Source organism: Petrotoga sp. SL27, assembly GCF_002924605.1.
In the GTDB taxonomy this organism is placed as follows: domain Bacteria; phylum Thermotogota; class Thermotogae; order Petrotogales; family Petrotogaceae; genus Petrotoga; species Petrotoga sibirica.
Window position 1 is genome coordinate 18274 of the sequence record NZ_JAIP01000012.1, and the last position, 19540, is coordinate 37813.

Here is a 19540-nt window from a genome sequence, read left to right on the forward strand (position 1 = left end):
AACACCAGTCGATATCCTACATTTTTTCCTCAAGAATAGTTCTGGTAACTACTATTTTTGGGTTTCTCATAAAATACTCCAAGATATTGTATTCCTTTGGGGTTAATTTTAATTTTTTCTCTCCCATCCAAACCTCCCTTGTTAAGGTGTTTAAAGTTAAATCTCCTACTTTAAGAATTGGGTTGCGAGTAAAACTTTCTCTTCTTAGCAAAGACCTAACCCTTGCAAATAATTCATCGAAATCAAAAACTAATTTTCTGACTTTCAAATTAAACTTTTATGAAAGAAACGACTTTTTATATATTAACCAGCCACATGAAAAAAGCTGCTATTGGAGCCATAGTCAAATTATCGTTTAACCAATCACCAAACCCCTCCACAACAGTTGCCGAAAGTGCACCCGCAACCAAGCTCATATAACTAATTGGTAAATCGAGCAAATTCATGTAAACAACTCCTGATACAAAAGAAATGAAAAAACATGCTAAACTCCCTTCCACGGACTTCCCTTTCAACCATTGATGTTTACCCCTCTTTTTTCCTACCAACACAGCCCAAGAGTCTCCCAGTACTAACATCACAATAGAGATCAAAGAATATGGAACAGGGAACAATCCCGCAATAGCTGAACCCATAAGAAAATAACTTGTTCCCGAAATCTTATGAGCTTCTTCACTTTTTCCAACGGGTTTAAAAATTTTCTTCAAAAATTCATTTATACTCTTTGAATATTTTCTTATTAATTCAAGAGAAAGTGCTATTAAACCAGCAATTACAACAATATAACTAAAAACTACAGGACCCCAGAGAGGGTAAGCAAGTGCTGGAAACAAAAAGCCCATATAACGCCAGAGCTTTCTTCTAACAAAATTCTCTTTTAAAGGCTCTTTTACCTCTTGGAAAGCATTTTTCAAATTCTCCCAACCTTTAATAAAAAGACAAGCCACCAAAATAATAGTCAAAATAATACCCAATAAATCCATAGTACCTCTCAGATATCCTATCAAAATAACAAAAGGCCATAAAAATGACAAAACAAACATTATCCCCTTACCAAAAGTAAGCCATAATGTTCCAGCTAATATACCAAAAGCTGCAGACTCTAATGGAAACAAAATAACAAAAGATCCCACAGAGGCTGCTACCCCAACACCACCTTTACCCTTCAGCCAAATAGACCAAGAATGACCTATTATTGCAACTAAAGCAAGTAATGGCCACCAACTCTTACCTATACCAAGCGTAAAACCAATTAAAATAGCCAAAACCCCTTTGGTAGAATCTCCTGTGAAAGACAATACACCTGCTACAGGTCCGGCTATTTTCCAAGCGTTAGTTGTGCCAACATTTTTAGTTCCTTCTTTTCTAATATCCTTTCCTGAAAAAATTTTTGCAAAAATATAACTCCATGGTATCGAACCAATAAGATAACTTGTAACCAAAGAGATTAACAATTTCATACCACTCACCTCTTATTTTTAATTATACTCTAGTTTTTCAAATCCTTAGAAAAAATGAGAAAAATTAATCTAATCAAAAATATTTGCATTTAATCGGAGTACATTGACTATGATCAAGTAAAATCAAGATTGACTTTTTGTTTATTTTAATTTAAAATGGATACGAATAAATTCGATTTTAGAATGAATTAATTAAAGGAGCTAAAAAACATGCCAGTTAAAATTTCTTTTATAGGAGCAGGTAGTGTCAGGTACACAGTAAAATTAGTAGGAGATTTAGCAAAAACAAAGGAATTAAATGGAAGTTTAATCTCTTTCATGGACATAGACGAAGAACGGTTAAATGCTGTAGATAACCTTGCTAAAAGATACACAGAAGAAATAGGTGGAAATCTTAAATTTGAGAAGACTACCAACCGTGAAGAATCTTTAAAAGATGCAGACTTTGTTATAAACACGGCATTATACAGAGCACCAGGTCATGAAGATGGTTATGTAAGTTATGAAATCATGAGAGATGTTGCAGAAAAATATGGTTACTACAGAGGAATAGATAGTCAAGAGTTCAACATGGTATCGGATTATTATACATTCACAAACTACAACCATCTGAAATTATCACTCGATATAGCCAAATCGATTGAAAAAATATGTCCGAATGCATGGCTTATACAAACTGCTAACCCCGTTTTTGAAATTACACAATTGATTAAAAGGCTGACCAACGTAAAAGTAGTGGGCTTTTGTCATGGCATTGGAGGTATCCACGAAGTTCTAAAAACTTTAGGATTAGAAGAAAAAGAAACTGATTGGCAGGTAGCTGGTGTAAACCATGGAATATGGCTGAACAGATTTCTATACAAAGGCGAAGATGGCTACCAAATCTTAGATAAATGGATAAAAGAAGAATCAAACAATTGGGAACCAAAAGATCCTTGGGATACACATTTAGCTCCTGCAGTTATCGATATGTACAAATTCTATGGATTGTTACCCATAGGAGACACAACTAGAAACAGCACTTGGAAACATCATAATAGTTTACAAGCAAAAAAGAAATGGTATGGAAAGTTTGGGGCAATAGACAACGAAGTTGAAAGGCCGAAGTTCTATGAAGAACTACGTCAAATAAAAAGATTGATAATTCAAGTTTCGAAAGATCCAAGTATCAAAATAACAGAACACTGGCCTGAAGAGTTCCCAAAGGAAAAAATGAGTGGTGAACAACAGATACCTTTTATAAACGCTTTAACTAACGATGTTGAAGCAAGGTTGTTCTTGAATGTTTTGAATAATGGAACGATAAAAAACATTCCTAACGATGTAGTTGTAGAAGTGCCTGTAAAAGTTAACAAAAATGGAATATTCCCTGAAAAGATACAGCCAGATCTACCAGAAAAGATTAAAAATTACTATATAATCCCCAGAATCACAAGAATGGAAATGGCATTAGAAGCCTTTATAACGGGAGATAGAAAGATCTTAGAAGAAGTTTTAGTAAGAGATCCAAGAACCAAAAATTATGACGATATCCCTAAATTGTGGGATGAGATATTCGATTTACCATTCAACAAGGAAATGAAGGAGCATTATAGAAGTTAAAAAACGAGTTTAAACGAGGGAGGTGATTTATAAACCGTCCAAAAAGATTCAATATTTGTCGAAGATGATACCAGGTATTCTGATTCTTGGAGACTGGAAAAAACCAAATTACAGGAGGTGTTTGTGGTGAAAAAGTTGTTTATTGTTACGTTAGCTTTGGTGATGGTGTTTTCGGTAACTATCTTTCCTTTACAAAAACAAGGTGACAAAATCATTTTGATGGCCTCTGACGATCATGCATGGGGTTATCCAACGGTAGAAGGTTTAGATGTTATGGCAAAACTAGTTAATATGTGGACTGGCGGAAGGATTGAAATAAAAATCTATCCAAGTGCTGTTTTAGGATCTGAAAAAGAAACTATCGAACAAACACAAATGGGTATAATAGACATAAACAGAACTTCTATTTCTCCTTTAACTTCGCTATACGATAAGCTAAACGTTTTAGCATTACCCTACTTATATAGAGATAGAGACCATATGTGGAATGTTTTAAACGGCGACATTGGTCAGAGCATTCTTGAAGAATTACAACAAGTAGGTTTGGTAGGATTAGCTTACATGGACTCCGGTGCAAGAAGCTTTTATGCTAAAAAGCCCATATATTCACCGGATGATATGAAAGGTATGGTAATTAGAGTTCAAAAAAGTGAATTAATGATGGATGTAGTGAGGGCATTGGGAGCAAAGCCTACCCCAATGGCTTTTGAAGAAGTATATACAGCTTTACAAACTGGGGTTATAGATGGGGCAGAAAATAATCCTCCTAGTTATTTAGAAACACATCATTATGAAGTGGCTCGTTATTTTTCGTTAGATGAGCACTCCATGGTACCAGAAATGATTTTTATGAGTAAGGTCACTTGGGATCAATTATCAGAACAAGACAGACAAATTATAAAAATGGCTGCTCAAGCAGCTCAAGAAGCAGAAATTAAACTCTGGCTTGATCAAGAAAAAGCTGCTTTGAAAGAGGTACAAGATGCAGGAGTGACGATTATTCATCCAGAAAAACAGCCTTTTATAGATGCTATGGAGGATGTTTATAAAAAATATGGTGCAAAATATTCTGATCTCATTGAACAAATCCAATCGATAGAATGAGTTTCCTTTTAGAGAAGGGGAAACTCTCCCCTTCTCTTAATAATTTTAAAGGTAGCATTAACTTCCCAACACAAGGAGGAAACGAAAATGCATAGATTTTTCGAGAGGGTTGACAAAATCTTTTTTGCCTTATTGGGTGCCGCACTACTTTTTAATGTTGCTATCACATTTTCACAAGTGATTGCTAGATATATTTTTAATTCTCCTTTGTTTTGGCAGGAGGAAATGTCAGGTGTAACAATGATTTATTTAGTGGTTATAGGAACTACATGGGGAATCAGGAAATCTATTCATATTTCGATTTCAATAGTCTCTAACTTTTTATTTAAGAAAGCCCCTATAATACCAGATATATTGGAAATTTTAGCATATATTGCTTACTCCATTCTAGCAATCATTTATGGATTCCAACTTGCAGATTTAACAAAATTTCAAACATTGCCTACCCTTGGAATAAAGCAATCTTACATTTATGGAGTTATCCCTATTAGTGGATTTATAATGTTTTATTTTGTATTTGAAAGAATATTTGCATTGTGGAAAAGCAAAAAAGAGGGGGATAAAATATGAATGCTGCTATTATACTTATTGTAAGTTTCTTAGTAATGATTTTTTTGAGAATACCTATATCTTTTTCTCTATTATTTTCCTCTTTTTTAACTGTATTTTATTTGGGTCTCCCTCCAATGATTGTATTGCAAAGAATGGCCGACCCTCTTGATAACATTTCTTTGATGGCTATCCCTTTTTTCATTTTAGCTGGACAGATAATGACTGAATCAGGAATAGCAAAAAGATTAGTCGATTTTGCCAATCTTTTGGTTGGAAGAATACGCGGGGGATTAGCTTTTGCGAATATTGTTGCATCAATGTTTTTTGGCGGGATGTCAGGATCTTCTGTGGCCGATACAGCCTCAATTGGTTCTATTTTAATACCAGAAATGGAAGAACATGGTTATGAGAAAGACTATTCTATCGCAGTTACTGTTACCTCTTCAACTGAAGGTTTAGTAATACCTCCTAGTCACAACGCAATAATCTACGCTCAAGCCGCTGGCGGGGTTTCTATAGCGAGTTTATTCCTCGCTGGTGCAATACCAGGAATTATGATAGGTTTAGGCTTGATGATACCTGCTTACATTATAGCAGTAAAAAAAGGCTATCCTAAAGGGAATCCACCAAAAGGAAAAGCCGCTTTAAAAATCGCTTTAGATTCTATTTGGGGTCTGATGACTATTGTCATAATTCTTGGAGGCGTTTTGTCAGGAATATTTACGGCAACAGAAGCCTCAGTAATTGCTGTAGTATATGCTTTATTAGTTGCTACTCTTGTATATAAAGAATTAACAGTACCAAAATTTCTCAAAATTATGAGAGAAACTTTAGAAACTACTATAGCCGTTCTTTTTTTAATTGGGGCAGCTTCAGCTTTTGGTTGGCTATTAGCCTATCTAAATATTCCAGAATTGGTTGCAAATACAATCTTAAATATCTCCTCCAATAAGTACATTATTTTACTGATAATAAACGCTGTTTTGTTATTGTTAGGGATGATTATGGATATGGCACCTTTGATAGTTATAACTACTCCAATATTCTTACCCCTGGTAGTGGATTTAGGTATTAGTCCAATACACTTTGGAATAATTTTGATGGTAAACTTGGGAATAGGATTATGTACCCCTCCTGTCGGGAACACTTTATTTGTTGGAACTGTAGTCGGAAAGTCAACTATCGAAAATGTTTTCAAAGCGATGTGGCCGTTTTATCTTGCCATGATTGGAATATTGTTACTAGTAACGTATGTCCCGTTTTTTGCGGAATGGTTACCATCTCTAACCTCATTCTAGAAAATGAAGGCAGATTGAAATGAGCAATAAAGTAAGATTTGGTTTAATAGGCACTGGAAGTGTGGCAAAAGTTCATGCTAAAGCTTTACAAAGTTTAGAAGCTGGCCAATTAGTAGCAATCTCTACAAGAAAGAAAAGAAAAGGAGAAATTTTTGCAAAAGAGTTTAATTGTGATTATTACACTGATTACAGAGAGCTCCTAGAAAAAAGTGATATAGACGTAGTATGTGTTACTCTTCCAAGTGGATTACATGCGGATATTGGAATAGAAGCTGCAAAATGCGGAAAACATGTAGTAGTTGAAAAGCCTATAGATATAACCCTTAAAAAAGCAGATGCATTGATAAATGAGTGTGAAAGACAACATGTTCAGTTAAGTGTGATTTTTCAAAGGAGATTTTCAGATGCGATAATAAAATTAAAAAAATCCATAGAAAAAGACAATTTTGGACAATTGAATTTTGGCGCAGCTCATACTAAATGGTATAGAAGCCAAGATTACTTTAACGATAGTAATTGGCATGGAACATGGCAATTAGATGGAGGCGGTGCATTAATTAACCAGTCAATACACTATGTTGATCTCCTGCGTTACACTATGGGAGAAATTGAAGAGGTTTTTGCTTTTTCCGCCACAAGGATGCATGATATTGAAGTAGAAGATGTTTTAACTGGGACAGTTAAGTTCAAAAATGGGGCACTTGGACTTATTGAAGCCAACACAGCTGCTTATCCAGGATTGTATTCCAGATTGGATGTTTATGGTGAAAAAGGATTAGTGGTAATTGTCGACGAAAAAATAGACACTTGGAAAACGGACCAATACACCTTTGAAAGAAAAGAAAGCGAAAAGCAAAAAAATGGACAAAGCTCTCCAGAAATCGATTATTATTTACATCAAAGGCAGTTAAAAAATATAATTGAAAGTATTTTAGAAAATAAAAAACCTATGGTCACTGGAATAGATGCCAGAAATACCTTATCAGTAGTATTAGCGTTATATGAATCATCAAGAACCAAGAGACCTCAGAAGGTTGATATTATATAGAATTAAGATGTATAAAATTTAATAGACAGTTATCCTTGTGGATGGTTGAAGTCTTTTGCTCTTCTTTACGGGCGGCTGCGGGTCTAGGGGGCGCTACATATAATGTTTTAGAATTTCCAAAGACAGCATAAAAATTAAATTAGAGGAGGTTAGAAAAATGTCTTTTTTAGACGAAAATTATTTACTACAAAACAACACTTCGAAGATGTTGTATAATTCAATTAAAGATCTCCCTATCTTAGATGCTCACAATCACGGGGATGTGGAAGAGATCGTTGAGGATAAAGGTTGGGATGACATCTGGCAAATCGAAGGCGAGACAGATCATTATGTTTGGGAATTAATGAGAAAAAGAGGAGTCCCCGAAGAAAAAATAACCGGAAATGCTTCAAATAAGGAAAAGTGGATGGCATTGGCTGAAGTTTTCCCTGGGTTCGTTGGCAATCCTACCTATGAATGGATACACCTCGATTTAAATAGAAGGTTTAAAATAGAGGACACCATTTCAAAGTATACTGCTGAAAAGATATGGCAAGATACTTCTTTTTTACTAAAAAGCGAAAGCATGAAACCTCAACGATTATTAAAAGAAATGAACGTAGAAATAATGTGTACAACAAATGATCCGACAGAGGATCTCTCATATCATGAAAAAGCTAAAGATATTGGGGGAATAAAGATTCTTCCCACTTGGAGACCAGACAAAGCTATGAACATTGAAAAAGAAAATTGGAAAGAATTTGTAGAAAAGCTAGGAGAAATAACAAAAGAAAATGTCGAACGCTTTGAAGAGTTCTTAAATGCTCTTTACAAGACTCACAAAAAATTTGAAGAACTTGGTGGAGTGTCGAGCGATCATGGGATATTTGAACCCGTTTCATACCCAGTTGAAAAAGAAAGAGTACAAGAAGTATATGAAAAAGCACTTTCAAAAAAAGAGTTAACTAAAAAAGAAATTTCAGACTTCAAATCCCTTTTGTTTTATGAATTTGGTAAGATGAATGCTGAGAGTAATTGGGTTATGCAATTACATATTGGTGCTATGCGAGATTATAGAGACAAGTTATATAATACTTTGGGGCCAGACACTGGGGGGGATATTTCAACCAGCAACGTTGACTTGGCAAATGGCTTAAGATACTTTTTAAACCAATTTGATGAAAAATTGAAAGTTGTTTTGTACTGTTTGGATCCGTCACTATTTCCAACCGTTGCCTCCATAGCAAGGGCTTTCCCAAACGTTAGTCTAGGAGCGCCTTGGTGGTTCAACGACAGCCCTTTTGGAATGGAGATGTATTTAAAATATATAGCTACTGTAGACCTTCTTAGCGACTTAGCAGGTTGGGTAACAGATTCAAGAAAGTTAATCTCCTATGGTTCACGAACGGAGATGTTCAGAAGAGAGTTATCTAATGTGGTTGGTGAAATGGTAGAAAAAGGTCAAATACCTATCAGGGAAGCATTTGATTTGGTGAGAGATATTAGTTATTTCAGACCAAAAAGGTTATTCTTTGAAAAAATTTAGATAAAAATTATTGAACCCGGAGGTACTATTTGATGAAAAAAGCATCCTTGTCTTCTTTAAAAGAAAACAACGCGGCACTTATTTTCCACTCATTAAGAGTTAAAGGCCCTATGACGAGAGCTGAAATCGCAAGAGAAACACGCCTCATGCCTTCAACTGTGAGTTATATAACGAATCTTTTAATTCATAAAAAGGTATTGAAAGAAGTTGGAAGTGAGGATGTTTCTCGTGTTGGGAAAAAGGGTATTTTGCTTGATATAAACTACGATGAATTCTTGTTTATTGGATATGACGTGGGCTCTGCATATTCAAGGGTTATTGTCTCGAACGGTAAAGGGGATATCTTATATTCCAAAAGATTCGTATCGGAGAAGAACGACAAATTGTTGAAACAGATTTATGAAAATATAAAAATGGTAAAAAAAGAATTCAACATAATCGGCATAGGGATGGCTTTTCCTGGTTATATAGATCCCGAAAAAGGAGAGGTTATCAGATCTCACAATATTGATATATCCAACTTTGAAGTTAAAAAGGTGATGAAAAAAGAATTCAACCTACCTGCTTACGTGGACCACAACACAATAATGATGGCGCGAAGCTTAATTTCTAACAATTCCCACAAAGAGAAAGATTTTTGTGTAATCAACATCGGTCCAGGTATAGGAGTAGGAATAGTAAGTAACGGAAAAATATTGAGAGGATATAAGAACGCTGCAGGGGAGTTAGGTCACGTTACGGTTAACCCCGAAGGCAGAAAGTGTAACTGCGGTAAAAAAGGTTGTTTGGAAACAGAAAGCTCAAGTAAAGCGATTGTTAGAAATTACGAAGAAATATCCGGGAAAAATTTAGAGTGTGAAGGAAGTTGTGAATCTGAATTAGTATATGAACTAGCCAAAAAAGGTGATGAAAATGCGATAAAAGCTTTTGAAAGAGCAGGAAAATATTTAGGAATTGGCATTGCTACTTTAGTCAATATTTTAAATCCAGAAAAGGTCTATATAGCAGGTGGGGTGTCAAACGGGTGGGAATTTCTTAAAGACAGCACAGAACAAAGTTACAACCAGAATATATTTTACGCAAACAAAGATGTGACCGTTGAAGTTTCTTCGATAGGGGAATACCTAACAGCTTGTGGAGCTGCGACTTATGCCTTTGAAAAATATGTAAGAGAAGAATTAATACCATGAGGAGGAAAATATAAATGTTTACAATTTTACCGAAGAAAGGTATTTCTTTGGGTCTTGGAGATAGAATAGGAATTGCTACCCACGGCCATATAAAGGTTGCAAAAAAATACAACTTCTTTCCTGTTTTCGCACAACAAAGCATTAGGGAATTAAACTTTACAGGAAGAACGTTCAGTGACGTGCGAAAAGACGTACTAAATGCACTCATTGAAGAAAATTATGTTGGAAACAGTGGATTTGATGGAGATCATTTGAAAAGCGATGAGGAGATTCAATATGCTTTAGATTCGGGTATTACAATGTTGACTTTGGATTGTTCAGAACATATGAATAATAAAGATTCTTCTATAAAAGAACGCATATTTGATCAATTTTATAACAAAAGCTTTTTTGTAAACGATATGCCCATAGAATATTCAAATAAAAACGAGTTGAATAAAATCGTTTCAATTTATGCCGGTGTTATCGAAAGAGTCATAGATGTATGGAACAAATTCCCGAAAGTAAATAAAAAAGAGGTAACTTTTGAAGTTTCAGTTGACGAGACAGATGTTCCAACAGACGAAAAAACACATTTTTTGATCTCTAAATATATCTACGACGAAGGAGTAAAAATAGATACCCTAGCCCCGCGGTTCCCTGGGGAGTTTCAAAAAGCTATTGACTATATAGGAAACCTACAAGAGTTTAAAAAGTCTCTTATCAAACAAGACAAAATAGCCAAATACTTTGGATACAGGCTTTCCATTCATTCTGGTAGTGATAAATTCTCTATTTATCCCATAATAGGTGAAGTTACTCAAGGTAATTACCACCTAAAAACATCTGGAACCAGCTATCTCGAAGCTATTAAGATTGTAGCTCAAAAAGATCCTGAATTCTTCAAAAAAATCTGGAAAACATGTCTTGATAAAAGAGAAGAGATGGATAAATACTACCATCTTTCCTGTGATCCATTCTCTGTTCCAAAAGATCTATCCCCAACAGAGTACCTACAAAACCCAGATGCAAGGCAAACGCTGCACGTTTCATATATGTTTGTTTTGAACCCTCAATACGATTTCAGAGAAAAGTTTTTTGAGATCCTTACAAAATACCAAAATGAATACCATCGAAACGTTGCGAACCATATAGAAAAACATGTTAAAGAACTTAAAATTGAAGAAAAAAAATAAAAACAGAAAAACTCAGAAAACAGGAGCATTTATTAGCTAAACTTAAATAATTGCTAATAAATGCTCCTAATTGCTTATAATCGGATTTGACAAGTAGGCGTTATTTTATTATAATTTTTTTGATTTGAAAATAAGAAAGTTGCTTTCTTAATAAGAAAACAATAAGAGAGGAAGGAGAAAATATGTTTGAAGGAATATTTACATCTTTAATTACGCCTTTCAACAATGAGAATAAAGTTGATTTATTTAGACTAGAGAATTTATTGTCTTTCTTAAAAGAAAAAGTACATGGCTTTTTTATTCTAGGGACTTATGGCTCAACAGCGTTGTTAAACGAAGTAGAAAAAAAACAAATTATCGATAAAGTAGTAGAAAACAAATTGAACAAACCAGTAATTGTTCACGTGGGATCAAGTAATCCTAATACATCTTTAGAACTTGCAAAATACGCTCAAAACAAGGGAGTAGATGCCGTGGCTTTTGTTCCTCCGTATTTTTATAATTACCAAGAAGAGGAAGTTATTTCATACTTTCAAAAAATAGTAAAAGAAATTACTATTCCCGTTTTTGTATATCTCAATCCCCCTAGAGTTGGATATAATCTTTCTGTATCTTGTGTAGAACAATTGGTAAGAATAGGAGTGTACGGTATTAAAGATACTACCAATAATTTAAATTATTTTTATGATTTATGTTCTACCGTTGATTTGGAAAAATTTAATTATCTAAATGGTTCGGAATTGTATCTAAATCCGACGATGCTTCATGGAGGGAAAGGCGCAATTTCTGCTATGTCTAATGCCTTTCCAGAGTATGTTGTCGATGTTTATAACGCTATAAAAAATGCCAATATGGAGGATTACAAAGAAAAAATGAATTATTTATTTGCTTACAGAAAAATTAGGAAATTAGGGCAGGGCATTCCAATAATTCATGCTATTTTGAATTTAAATGGCATTAATGTGGGACGTCCAAGGTTTCCATTCATATATGATGAAAATTTTCTTATAAAAGTAAAAAATGCTTTGGAAGGGCAAAAAATATTGAAGAGTTAAAGAGTAAATAATTTAATTAATAGATCTACCAAAAATTATATAACCTTTCAAAACTTAGACACTTTAGAAATAAAATGATAGACAAAAATAAGATTTTAATTTTAAAAGCGCTACAGATGGTTTGCCAGACTAAGAAAAACTAAAAGATGTTTTTAGCATCTCAAAAGACACTAAAACTATTTGTAACCAGGAGGTTATAATCAATATGATTGATTTGGTAACTTTAGGGGAAACGATGGTTTTATTTGTACCTGTAGAAACGGGGTCTATTAAGTATGTATATCAATTCAATAAACAAATTGGTGGAGCAGAGTCCAATGTTGCGATTGGTCTTTCAAGATTAGGAATAAAAACTGGTTGGATAAGCAAATTAGGGAAAGATGGGTTCGGAGATTATATTGAGTCATTTATTAGAGGTGAAGGGGTTGATGTTTCTCAAGTTAAAAGAGATGAGCAGCACCCCACGGGCGTTTTTTTTAAAGAACGGAGAGAATTAGGAGAAAGCAAAGTATATTATTACAGAAAGGGCTCTGCTGCAAGTTTTATAAATGAAAATGATTTAGATGAGAATTACATCTCTCAAGCAAAGTATTTACATTTGACTGGTATTACACCGGGATTAAGTGAATCTTGTTGTGAGGCAGTGTATAAAGCTATAGAAATAGCAAAAAAACATGATCTAAAAATCATCTTTGATCCCAACATTAGATTAAAGGTTTGGAATAATAAAGACAAAATGATAAATATTTTGTTGGATTTAATTAAAAAATCGGACATAGTACTTCCTGGTCTAAGTGAGGCAAAAATATTAATTAATGAAGATGATAAAGATAAAATTCTAGATAGATTTTTAAATCTGGGACCAGAAATTGTTGTTTTAAAAATGGGAGAAAAAGGTGCCTATTTGGGAACAAAGGATAAAAGAGTTTTGGTTCCAGGATTCCAAGTACCAAAAATAATAGATCCTATAGGTGCGGGGGATGCCTTTGCTGCTGGATTTATAACTGGTCTTACAAAGCGTTATGAATTAGAAGAATCTGTAAAATTAGGAAATGCCTGTGGGGCCTTTGCTTTAACGGTTAAAGGAGATGTAGAAAGCTTACCAAGCTGGGATGAATTAAAAGAATTTGTCGGAAATAGTCCAGAGTTAAATAGATAACTTTCTTAATAAATAAAAGGTGTGGATAAATATGGTGAAAATAGTTAATTATGATATCTTTTTCGAACAACCAAGATGGATGTTTTTAAAACTTGAAACTGATGATGGGTTAATTGGATGGGTAGAACCAATTGTAGAAGGCAGAGCAAAAACAGTAGCCCAAGCAGTTATAGAATTAATGGAAAAATATGTATTAAAGTATGAGAATATCGATAATATTGAAAACATTTGACAACTATTATTACCCATTTCAGAAATAGGCAAAAGTAAAGAATAACTAAAGGTAAAGTAAGTGTGACGAAAAAGAACTAAAATATTGGATAATTATCCACTCCAAGTAGACGAAATCGCAGTATAGTTGAGAAGAGTCACCGAATAATGACAATTGTATGACCTCCTTACGAGATAATAAAAATGTGGTATCAAATAAATTATATAGTGAGGAGGTAAACATCAAATATTGAAGGTATTAAAATTAGTTACAATGCATGTTTTATAGTTTCTAAAGAGATTTTTCAACTTAATTTGAGGAGGTGTCAGTATGAAGAAGTTATTGGTTATATTCTTAGTGTTAACTATTGTTGTTAGCATTTTTTCTCTGGATTACCCCCGTAAAACTGTTTCCATTATTTGCCCATGGGGAGCGGGTGGAGGAACAGACAGATTGGCAAGATTTTTAGCTGATGAATTATCTAAAGAGTTTGGAGTACCCTTTGTTGTTGTGAACCAAACCGGCGGCAGTGGTGCAGTTGGTCATGCTGCTGGGGCGTATGCAAATCCTGATGGATACACCCTAACTTTGGTAACCCTGGAAATAGCTAGTATGCATTGGATGGGTCTTACTCCTTTAACTTATGAAGATTTCGACTATATAGCTCAAGTTAATTTTGATCCTGCAGGCTTGATTGTTAAAGGGGACTCAGAATGGAATAGTACTGTGGAATTATTGGTTGATGTAGCCATGAATCCAGGAAAGTATCTGTTTTCAGGTTCAGGTGTAGGATCAGTTTGGGACCTTGCAAGAATCGGAATGTTTAATGCTGTTGGAATACCTCCCGATTACACAACTTGGATACCAACTACAGGAGCTGCTGCTGCTGTCGTAGAATTGTTAGGCGGTCATGTGGATGCTATCACTTCCAGTATTCCTGAAGTCTGGCCACAGATGGCATCTGGTGACCTTAAAGCTTTAGCAATTATGGCAGATGAAAGAGATCCGAGGTACTCAAATATTCCAACATTAAAAGAGATAGGAATTGATTGGTCGGCAGGAACATGGCGTGGAATTGCTGTACCTAAGGGAACACCACCAGAGATAAAAGACTTGCTAGAAGAAAAAATTATAAAAATAGCCCAATCTCAAGATTTTAAAGATTTCATGGATAAAAATGGTTTTGGTATTAAAATTCGTGGTTCTCAGGAATTTACAGAGTATGTTGCTGAGCAAGACAAAGTTTGGAGAGAGATACTCCAAATCGGGGGGTATTTGCCAGAATAGTCTCTTTTCTCCCCGACACTTACTTGTCGGGGAGATTGTTTAAAAATACTTGTCAATTTTAGAGAGGTGCTAAAAGATGAACTATAAAAATATTGTATATGGTAGCATCTTGAGTTTATTATCAATCATTGTTATTTTAATAAGTTTAGAATTCCCTAGTTATGTAGTAAGAGGTCAAGAATTGCCTGGTCCGAGTTTTTTTCCGCAAGTAATAAGTATTTTTCTTATAGTAATAGGAATTTATGAAATAATCGTAGGCATTCTTCGGACTTTTAAATTAAAAAAGTTGAATGAAGAAGGTCTAAAAAAAGAAGAAGAGGTTAGAAAAACTGTAGTTACAAAGAAAGGATTATTTAATATAACTGTTGTCATTGCTGGAATAATTTTATTTGTTCCATTTATTAATCTTGTTGGATTTAAATTGGGGCTCTTTATTTTTTCAACTATTTTGATGACTACCTTTGGTGTGCGTTTATTAAGAGCACTGATTTATTCAGGTATCGTGACGGTAATTATTATCTTGATCTTTGAGTACCTTTTCAAAATACCTTTTCCCGAAGGGATCCTTTTTTCATTTTAAAACAGGAGTGATTTGAATGGAAAATGTTTTGCAAGTATTTCAACCCGACGTCTTATTTCCAATGTTGATTGCTATGTTTTTTGGAATCTTTGTAGGAGGTATACCAGGCCTCACCGCAACAATGGCCGTAGCTTTAATAATTCCTATAACTTATTATATGAGCCCTTTAGCGGCGTTGGCAATGGTTGTGGGAGTTACCTTTACGTCTATATTTGCAGGTGATATTCCAGCTACTAACTTAAGAATACCAGGTACTCCTTCATCAGGAGCTGCAGTTTTAGATGGTCATGAGATGGCTAAAAAAGGAAAAGGTAGCTTAGCCTTATCACTTGATTTGTTTTGTTCAGCCATAGGAGGTCTTATTGGCGTTTTGATTTTAATAACAGTTTCTTCACCTTTAGCCAAGCTAGCTCTTCAATTTACTAACTATGAATACTTTTGGTTGGGAATTTTTGGCTTAAGCATGAGCGCTGTACTCAGTTCAGGAAATGTAATAAAGGGCTTATCGTCAGCTTTATTGGGCGTATTGATTTCAACTATTGGCATAGACATTACAACTGGCTATCCAAGATTCACTTTTGGGAATATTGAATTGATGGGGGGAATTGAATTTATACCTGCGATGATTGGACTATTTGGGATTTCAGAGGTTCTAAAAAATATTGAACGAGGAAGTTCAGGTTTAGGTGTCCCAACTATAAAAGAAAAGATGGGTGTACCTATTCTTGAAGCTTTAAAAATAATTATAAAAAAACCGTTTGTTATAATAAAATCAGCAATAATTGGTACTTTTATAGGTGCACTACCCGGTGCCGGAGCTGATATCGGAGCGTGGGTTGCGTATGGTACAGAAAAGAAAACTTCAAAAAAATCAAAAGAGTTTGGAACGGGTATTGTCGATGGAGTAATAGCTCCTACATCCGCAAATAACGCAGCATTAGGAGGAACGTGGATCCCTGCATTGGTATTTGGTATTCCGGGAGATAGCATAACGGCCATTGTACTCGGTGCATTCCTTATGTTTGGGATACAACCTGGTCCTCTTATATTTGAACAAAGCGGAGACATTGTAACTGGTTTATTTACAGTAGCAATAATAGCCAACATTTTCTTGATATTTGTTGGTTATCTAGGAATTAGAGCTTACTCACAAATCCTTAAAATGAATACTTCAATTGTTATGGCAATTGTAGTAATTTTCTCCATGATTGGGTCTTATGCTATAAGAAATAGCTTTTTCGATATATACGTGATGTTGCTTTTCGGAGTCATAGGTTATCTGTTTGAAAAAACGAATGTCCCAACTCCGCCGATGATACTTGGCATTATTCTAGGTCCAATGATAGAAGATAATCTAAGAGTTGGGTTAACAAAAACAGGCGGGGACATGACACTCTTTTTCACAAGACCTATTTCTTTGATTTTCGTAATTCTTATTACATTGACTTTTTTTGGGGGGCCTATTTCTAAACTAATTGGAAAAATTTTTGGAGGCGGTAAAAACAAATGAAACCTTTTATTGTTAAGAATATTTTTGAAAAAGAGAACAAAAAACCTTATGAAATACCAATTTCATGGAACAGTTATGTAAAATTTGTCCAAATGTCAAATATAGAAACAGAAGCTGAAAAACATAAAAAGTGGACTGATGTGTATATAGTTCTTGATGGTGAAGCCGATTTAACCATTGGAGAGGACTTATTGAATTCAAAAGAGATCGAAGATGGTGAGTTTAGGGGTGGAGAAATTACTAAACCAATAACAACAAAGTTGAGAAAAGGTTCTATCGCCATTATACCACATAATTTTCCTCATAAACTTAAAACATATGATGTTTTTGTTCAGTTAGTCATCAAAATAAAAGATAATTAAGGTGCTTGTCAAATAAATATAGTATAATATTTAGTTAAAAGATATGAAAGTAGGTGAAAATCTATTCAATCTATCAGAAAAGTTATAGAAGTATTAGATTATATAGTCTATTCACCAAAACCAGTTAATGTAACAGAAATTGCAAGAGAGTTTGATATGTCTATGTCCAATGCTTATAAGTACTTAGACGACTTGTACAAAGGAGGACTTTTGTCAAAGAATAGTGATAAATCCTATTTCCCGAGTTTTAAACTTGTGGAGTATGGAAGTATTATTCTAAAAAAAGTAAATCTTAGGGAGATTGCACATCCACACTTAGTTGATTTAATGGTGAAAACAGGTCAAACAGTTCATTTGGCTATTAAAGAAGGATATGAAGGAATATATATAGAAAAGATAGAAGGCCCCAATTCTTTACCAATGATGTCAAGAATTGGAATGAAGATGAACCTTTATGCAACAGGATTTGGAAAAGCTATTTTGGCGCATTTACCTGAAAAAGAAGTAGAAGAATATTTGAAAATTGTGGAGCAAAAAAAGAGGGGTAAAAACACAATTACTGATCCTAATGAATTGAAAAATGAACTTAAAAAAATAAGAAAAAGAGGATACGCAATTGATAACGAAGAAAATGAAATCGGGATCTTTTGTATAGGAGCTCCTATATTTAACTACGATAAAAAAGTAATAGCGGGAGTAAGTATTTCGATGAGTGTCGCTAGGGCAGAAGAAAAAAAAGTCGATGAATACATTCGTTATGTTATGGAATGTGCCAAAAATATTTCAGAGTTCTTGGGTCATAAAGGTTAAGTTTTTCATGGTATTTCTCTAAAAGGTTCAACGATAATGGTTTCATAATTTTTATACAACCACATTCCTGGTTTTGCTCCTTTTGGCTTCCATACGTTTTTTCTTTGAGTGTAATCAACCGCCACATTGGAAGACATTTTTGCTTTAGAAAATGTTGCAGCAATTCTTGCTGCGTAATCTATTACTTCTTCTGGTATTTCTTTACCAGAAGATTTTATTATTGTATGAGAACCTGGGATCTCATGTGTATGAAGCCATATATCAGCCTGTGTAGCTGATCTTGTTAATTCATCGTTTTGTTTATTATTTTTCCCAACTAGTATTTCAAAGCCTTTGTAATTAAATTTCCTAAAGGTTGTTTTTACTTTTCTTTCCCTTTTAGATTTTTTGTTTTCACTTATCAGTCCTATATTTTTCATTTCTTCTTTTATCTCTATTAAAGTTTCAATTTCTTCTGCGGAAGAGATTGTTTCAAATAACTGATTGTAATATTCGAGTTCGTTATTCACTTTTTTTATTCTTTTTTTAGCATGTTCGACTCTTGATTTTGTTCTTTTTATATTTTTATACAGTTTTTCCAGGTTTTGCGTAGGGGATAAAAGTGGCTCTATTTCGATTGTGACTTCCTCACCAGTATTCCAATCGGTTACTGTAAAGTATCTTTCACCTTTTTTTATTTTGTAGAGATAAGTTTGAAGAAGTTCTCCCTTTTTTTCTAAGTCCGTTAGACTTTTTTCTTCATTTAAATCTTGTAATATTTGTTCTTTGGCTTTTTCTAATCTGTCAATTTCACTTTTTACCCTTTTTCCCAAATCCCTTTTTATTTCCAATAATCGTGATTGATTAGCCCTTTCTTGGAAGACTTTGAGCAATGCCTCTGATGGTTTTAATTCCTCATATTTAAAATTATTCGGAGTTATTGCGGAGAAATCATATGTGTTTGCCTCATTGAAGTAGAAAAGATAAGGCTTTTTGAGGTCTTGTACAGCTCTTTGGATACCTATTTCTTGCAAAAAAGCTATTGATTTTTTAGAAAACCCCATCAATCTATCATAATCAATATTTTCAATGTTTTCTATATTTTCTTCCAATATATTTGTTTGAGAATCATCGTAGTAAGGCAGGTATTTAACTCCTGGAATTATAGGTCTAAATTCTTCATAAACCCTTTTTAAAGATTCTTCTACTTTATTATCTTCGTTAACGAGTATTAAGTTAGAATTTCTTCCCATTAATTCGAAAAATAGCTTATATTCTCTCATTGCAGAAGTTTCTTGATCGTAACTTTCAATTTCAAAGTAACCTATCCTGTCTAAACCTAACTGTTCAACATCTACCACTCTTCCGTTTCTTGTCTTTTTTCGTAAAAACTGTGCAAAGTTCGCTGGTTGTATGGGTACGTTTGGTTTTTGAGAAAGTAAAATAACATAGGAAGGGCTTATTAAAGAAAGAAGCACAAAACTTTGAGAAAATTGTATTAACACTTGGGATTTGATAGGTTGATAAATATTTTTAATTCTATCTCCCAAAATGTTGTTTTTTATTTCTTTTAAAACTTTATGCAATACCAAACCATCAAAAGGCAAATAAACCACCTCTTTTATAATGAAAA

19 protein-coding genes are annotated in these 19540 nt (G+C 34.0%); 16 read left to right on the plus strand and 3 right to left on the minus strand.

Annotated elements, in window-relative coordinates:
- Window positions 1–16: 16 nt before the first annotated feature.
- Both AD60_RS04530 and AD60_RS04535 read right to left on the minus strand, forming a co-directional pair.
- Window positions 17–268, minus strand: coding sequence for a response regulator transcription factor (locus AD60_RS04530; protein ID WP_233186818.1), 252 nt, complete (start codon window positions 266–268; stop codon window positions 17–19).
- 28 nt (window positions 269–296) lie between these two features.
- A complete protein-coding gene (locus tag AD60_RS04535) occupies window positions 297–1460 on the minus strand; it encodes a glycerol-3-phosphate acyltransferase (RefSeq protein ID WP_103876473.1) in 1164 nt (387 codons plus the stop codon).
- 210 nt (window positions 1461–1670) lie between these two features.
- On the opposite strand from AD60_RS04535, the gene aglA reads away from it, so the two are divergent.
- The 16 genes from aglA (at window position 1671) to AD60_RS04615 (ending at window position 17928) form a co-directional block, all read left to right on the plus strand.
- Window positions 1671–3062, plus strand: a complete 1392-nt coding sequence (aglA, locus tag AD60_RS04540) for an alpha-glucosidase AglA (RefSeq protein ID WP_103876474.1) — start codon at window positions 1671–1673, stop codon at window positions 3060–3062.
- A gap of 126 nt (window positions 3063–3188) precedes the next feature.
- A complete protein-coding gene (locus AD60_RS04545) occupies window positions 3189–4166 on the plus strand; it encodes a TRAP transporter substrate-binding protein (RefSeq protein WP_103876475.1) in 978 nt (325 codons plus the stop codon).
- An 87-nt stretch (window positions 4167–4253) separates the two neighbouring features.
- A complete protein-coding gene (locus AD60_RS04550) occupies window positions 4254–4736 on the plus strand; it encodes a TRAP transporter small permease (RefSeq protein WP_103876476.1) in 483 nt (160 codons plus the stop codon).
- Window positions 4733–6016, plus strand: a complete 1284-nt coding sequence (locus tag AD60_RS04555) for a TRAP transporter large permease (RefSeq protein ID WP_103876477.1) — start codon at window positions 4733–4735, stop codon at window positions 6014–6016. Before AD60_RS04550 ends, AD60_RS04555 begins: the two co-directional genes overlap by 4 nt.
- 19 nt (window positions 6017–6035) lie before the next feature.
- Window positions 6036–7064: a Gfo/Idh/MocA family protein gene (locus AD60_RS04560; protein WP_103876478.1), complete on the plus strand. Its 1029-nt coding sequence runs from the start codon at window positions 6036–6038 to the stop codon at window positions 7062–7064.
- Between the two features lie 157 nt (window positions 7065–7221).
- Window positions 7222–8589: a glucuronate isomerase gene (gene uxaC, locus AD60_RS04565; RefSeq protein ID WP_103876479.1), complete on the plus strand. Its 1368-nt coding sequence runs from the start codon at window positions 7222–7224 to the stop codon at window positions 8587–8589.
- Window positions 8590–8621: 32 nt separating this feature from the next.
- A complete protein-coding gene (locus AD60_RS04570; RefSeq protein WP_103876480.1) occupies window positions 8622–9779 on the plus strand; it encodes an ROK family transcriptional regulator in 1158 nt (385 codons plus the stop codon).
- A gap of 14 nt (window positions 9780–9793) precedes the next feature.
- Window positions 9794–10954: a tagaturonate epimerase family protein gene (locus tag AD60_RS04575; RefSeq protein WP_103876481.1), complete on the plus strand. Its 1161-nt coding sequence runs from the start codon at window positions 9794–9796 to the stop codon at window positions 10952–10954.
- A 182-nt stretch (window positions 10955–11136) separates the two neighbouring features.
- Complete coding sequence (locus AD60_RS04580; RefSeq protein WP_103876482.1) at window positions 11137–12009, plus strand: dihydrodipicolinate synthase family protein; 873 nt, start codon at window positions 11137–11139, stop codon at window positions 12007–12009.
- A 205-nt stretch (window positions 12010–12214) separates the two neighbouring features.
- Window positions 12215–13168, plus strand: a complete 954-nt coding sequence (locus AD60_RS04585) for a sugar kinase (protein ID WP_103876483.1) — start codon at window positions 12215–12217, stop codon at window positions 13166–13168.
- 31 nt (window positions 13169–13199) lie between these two features.
- Complete coding sequence (locus tag AD60_RS04590; RefSeq protein ID WP_103876484.1) at window positions 13200–13400, plus strand: hypothetical protein; 201 nt, start codon at window positions 13200–13202, stop codon at window positions 13398–13400.
- Between the two features lie 309 nt (window positions 13401–13709).
- Window positions 13710–14666: a tripartite tricarboxylate transporter substrate binding protein gene (locus AD60_RS04595; protein WP_103876485.1), complete on the plus strand. Its 957-nt coding sequence runs from the start codon at window positions 13710–13712 to the stop codon at window positions 14664–14666.
- Window positions 14667–14742: 76 nt separating this feature from the next.
- Window positions 14743–15246 (plus strand): tripartite tricarboxylate transporter TctB family protein, encoded by a 504-nt coding sequence (locus AD60_RS04600; RefSeq protein ID WP_103876486.1) that lies wholly within the window; start codon window positions 14743–14745, stop codon window positions 15244–15246.
- A 16-nt stretch (window positions 15247–15262) separates the two neighbouring features.
- The gene (locus AD60_RS04605; protein WP_103927397.1) at window positions 15263–16756 is read left to right on the plus strand and encodes a tripartite tricarboxylate transporter permease; all 1494 of its coding nucleotides are present in this window, start codon (window positions 15263–15265) and stop codon (window positions 16754–16756) included.
- The gene (locus tag AD60_RS04610) at window positions 16753–17118 is read left to right on the plus strand and encodes a hypothetical protein (protein WP_103927398.1); all 366 of its coding nucleotides are present in this window, start codon (window positions 16753–16755) and stop codon (window positions 17116–17118) included. Before AD60_RS04605 ends, AD60_RS04610 begins: the two co-directional genes overlap by 4 nt.
- 72 nt (window positions 17119–17190) lie before the next feature.
- A complete protein-coding gene (locus AD60_RS04615; RefSeq protein ID WP_255396819.1) occupies window positions 17191–17928 on the plus strand; it encodes an IclR family transcriptional regulator in 738 nt (245 codons plus the stop codon).
- Window positions 17929–17933: 5 nt separating this feature from the next.
- Here the strand turns inward: AD60_RS04615 and AD60_RS04620 are convergent, their stop codons facing one another.
- Window positions 17934–19514 carry an NFACT family protein gene (locus AD60_RS04620; protein WP_158248375.1) on the minus strand — a complete coding sequence of 527 codons (1581 nt, stop codon included), beginning with the start codon at window positions 19512–19514 and terminating at the stop codon, window positions 17934–17936.
- Window positions 19515–19540: the final 26 nt, after the last annotated feature.

Excerpts from the sequence above, each read along its gene's own strand:
- AD60_RS04575 (WP_103876481.1), top strand. The coding sequence starts at position 9,794 with ATGTTTACAATTTTACCGAAGAAAGGTATTTCTTTGGGTCTTGGAGAT.
- aglA (WP_103876474.1), top strand. The coding sequence starts at position 1,671 with ATGCCAGTTAAAATTTCTTTTATAGGAGCAGGTAGTGTCAGGTACACA.
- AD60_RS04555 (WP_103876477.1), top strand. The coding sequence starts at position 4,733 with ATGAATGCTGCTATTATACTTATTGTAAGTTTCTTAGTAATGATTTTT.
- AD60_RS04590 (WP_103876484.1), top strand. The coding sequence starts at position 13,200 with ATGGTGAAAATAGTTAATTATGATATCTTTTTCGAACAACCAAGATGG.
- AD60_RS04585 (WP_103876483.1), top strand. The coding sequence starts at position 12,215 with ATGATTGATTTGGTAACTTTAGGGGAAACGATGGTTTTATTTGTACCT.
- AD60_RS04535 (WP_103876473.1), bottom strand. The coding sequence starts at position 1,460 with ATGAAATTGTTAATCTCTTTGGTTACAAGTTATCTTATTGGTTCGATA.
- AD60_RS04600 (WP_103876486.1), top strand. The coding sequence starts at position 14,743 with ATGAACTATAAAAATATTGTATATGGTAGCATCTTGAGTTTATTATCA.
- AD60_RS04610 (WP_103927398.1), top strand. The coding sequence starts at position 16,753 with ATGAAACCTTTTATTGTTAAGAATATTTTTGAAAAAGAGAACAAAAAA.
- AD60_RS04595 (WP_103876485.1), top strand. The coding sequence starts at position 13,710 with ATGAAGAAGTTATTGGTTATATTCTTAGTGTTAACTATTGTTGTTAGC.
- uxaC (WP_103876479.1), top strand. The coding sequence starts at position 7,222 with ATGTCTTTTTTAGACGAAAATTATTTACTACAAAACAACACTTCGAAG.
- AD60_RS04605 (WP_103927397.1), top strand. The coding sequence starts at position 15,263 with ATGGAAAATGTTTTGCAAGTATTTCAACCCGACGTCTTATTTCCAATG.
- AD60_RS04550 (WP_103876476.1), top strand. The coding sequence starts at position 4,254 with ATGCATAGATTTTTCGAGAGGGTTGACAAAATCTTTTTTGCCTTATTG.
- AD60_RS04570 (WP_103876480.1), top strand. The coding sequence starts at position 8,622 with ATGAAAAAAGCATCCTTGTCTTCTTTAAAAGAAAACAACGCGGCACTT.
- AD60_RS04580 (WP_103876482.1), top strand. The coding sequence starts at position 11,137 with ATGTTTGAAGGAATATTTACATCTTTAATTACGCCTTTCAACAATGAG.
- AD60_RS04560 (WP_103876478.1), top strand. The coding sequence starts at position 6,036 with ATGAGCAATAAAGTAAGATTTGGTTTAATAGGCACTGGAAGTGTGGCA.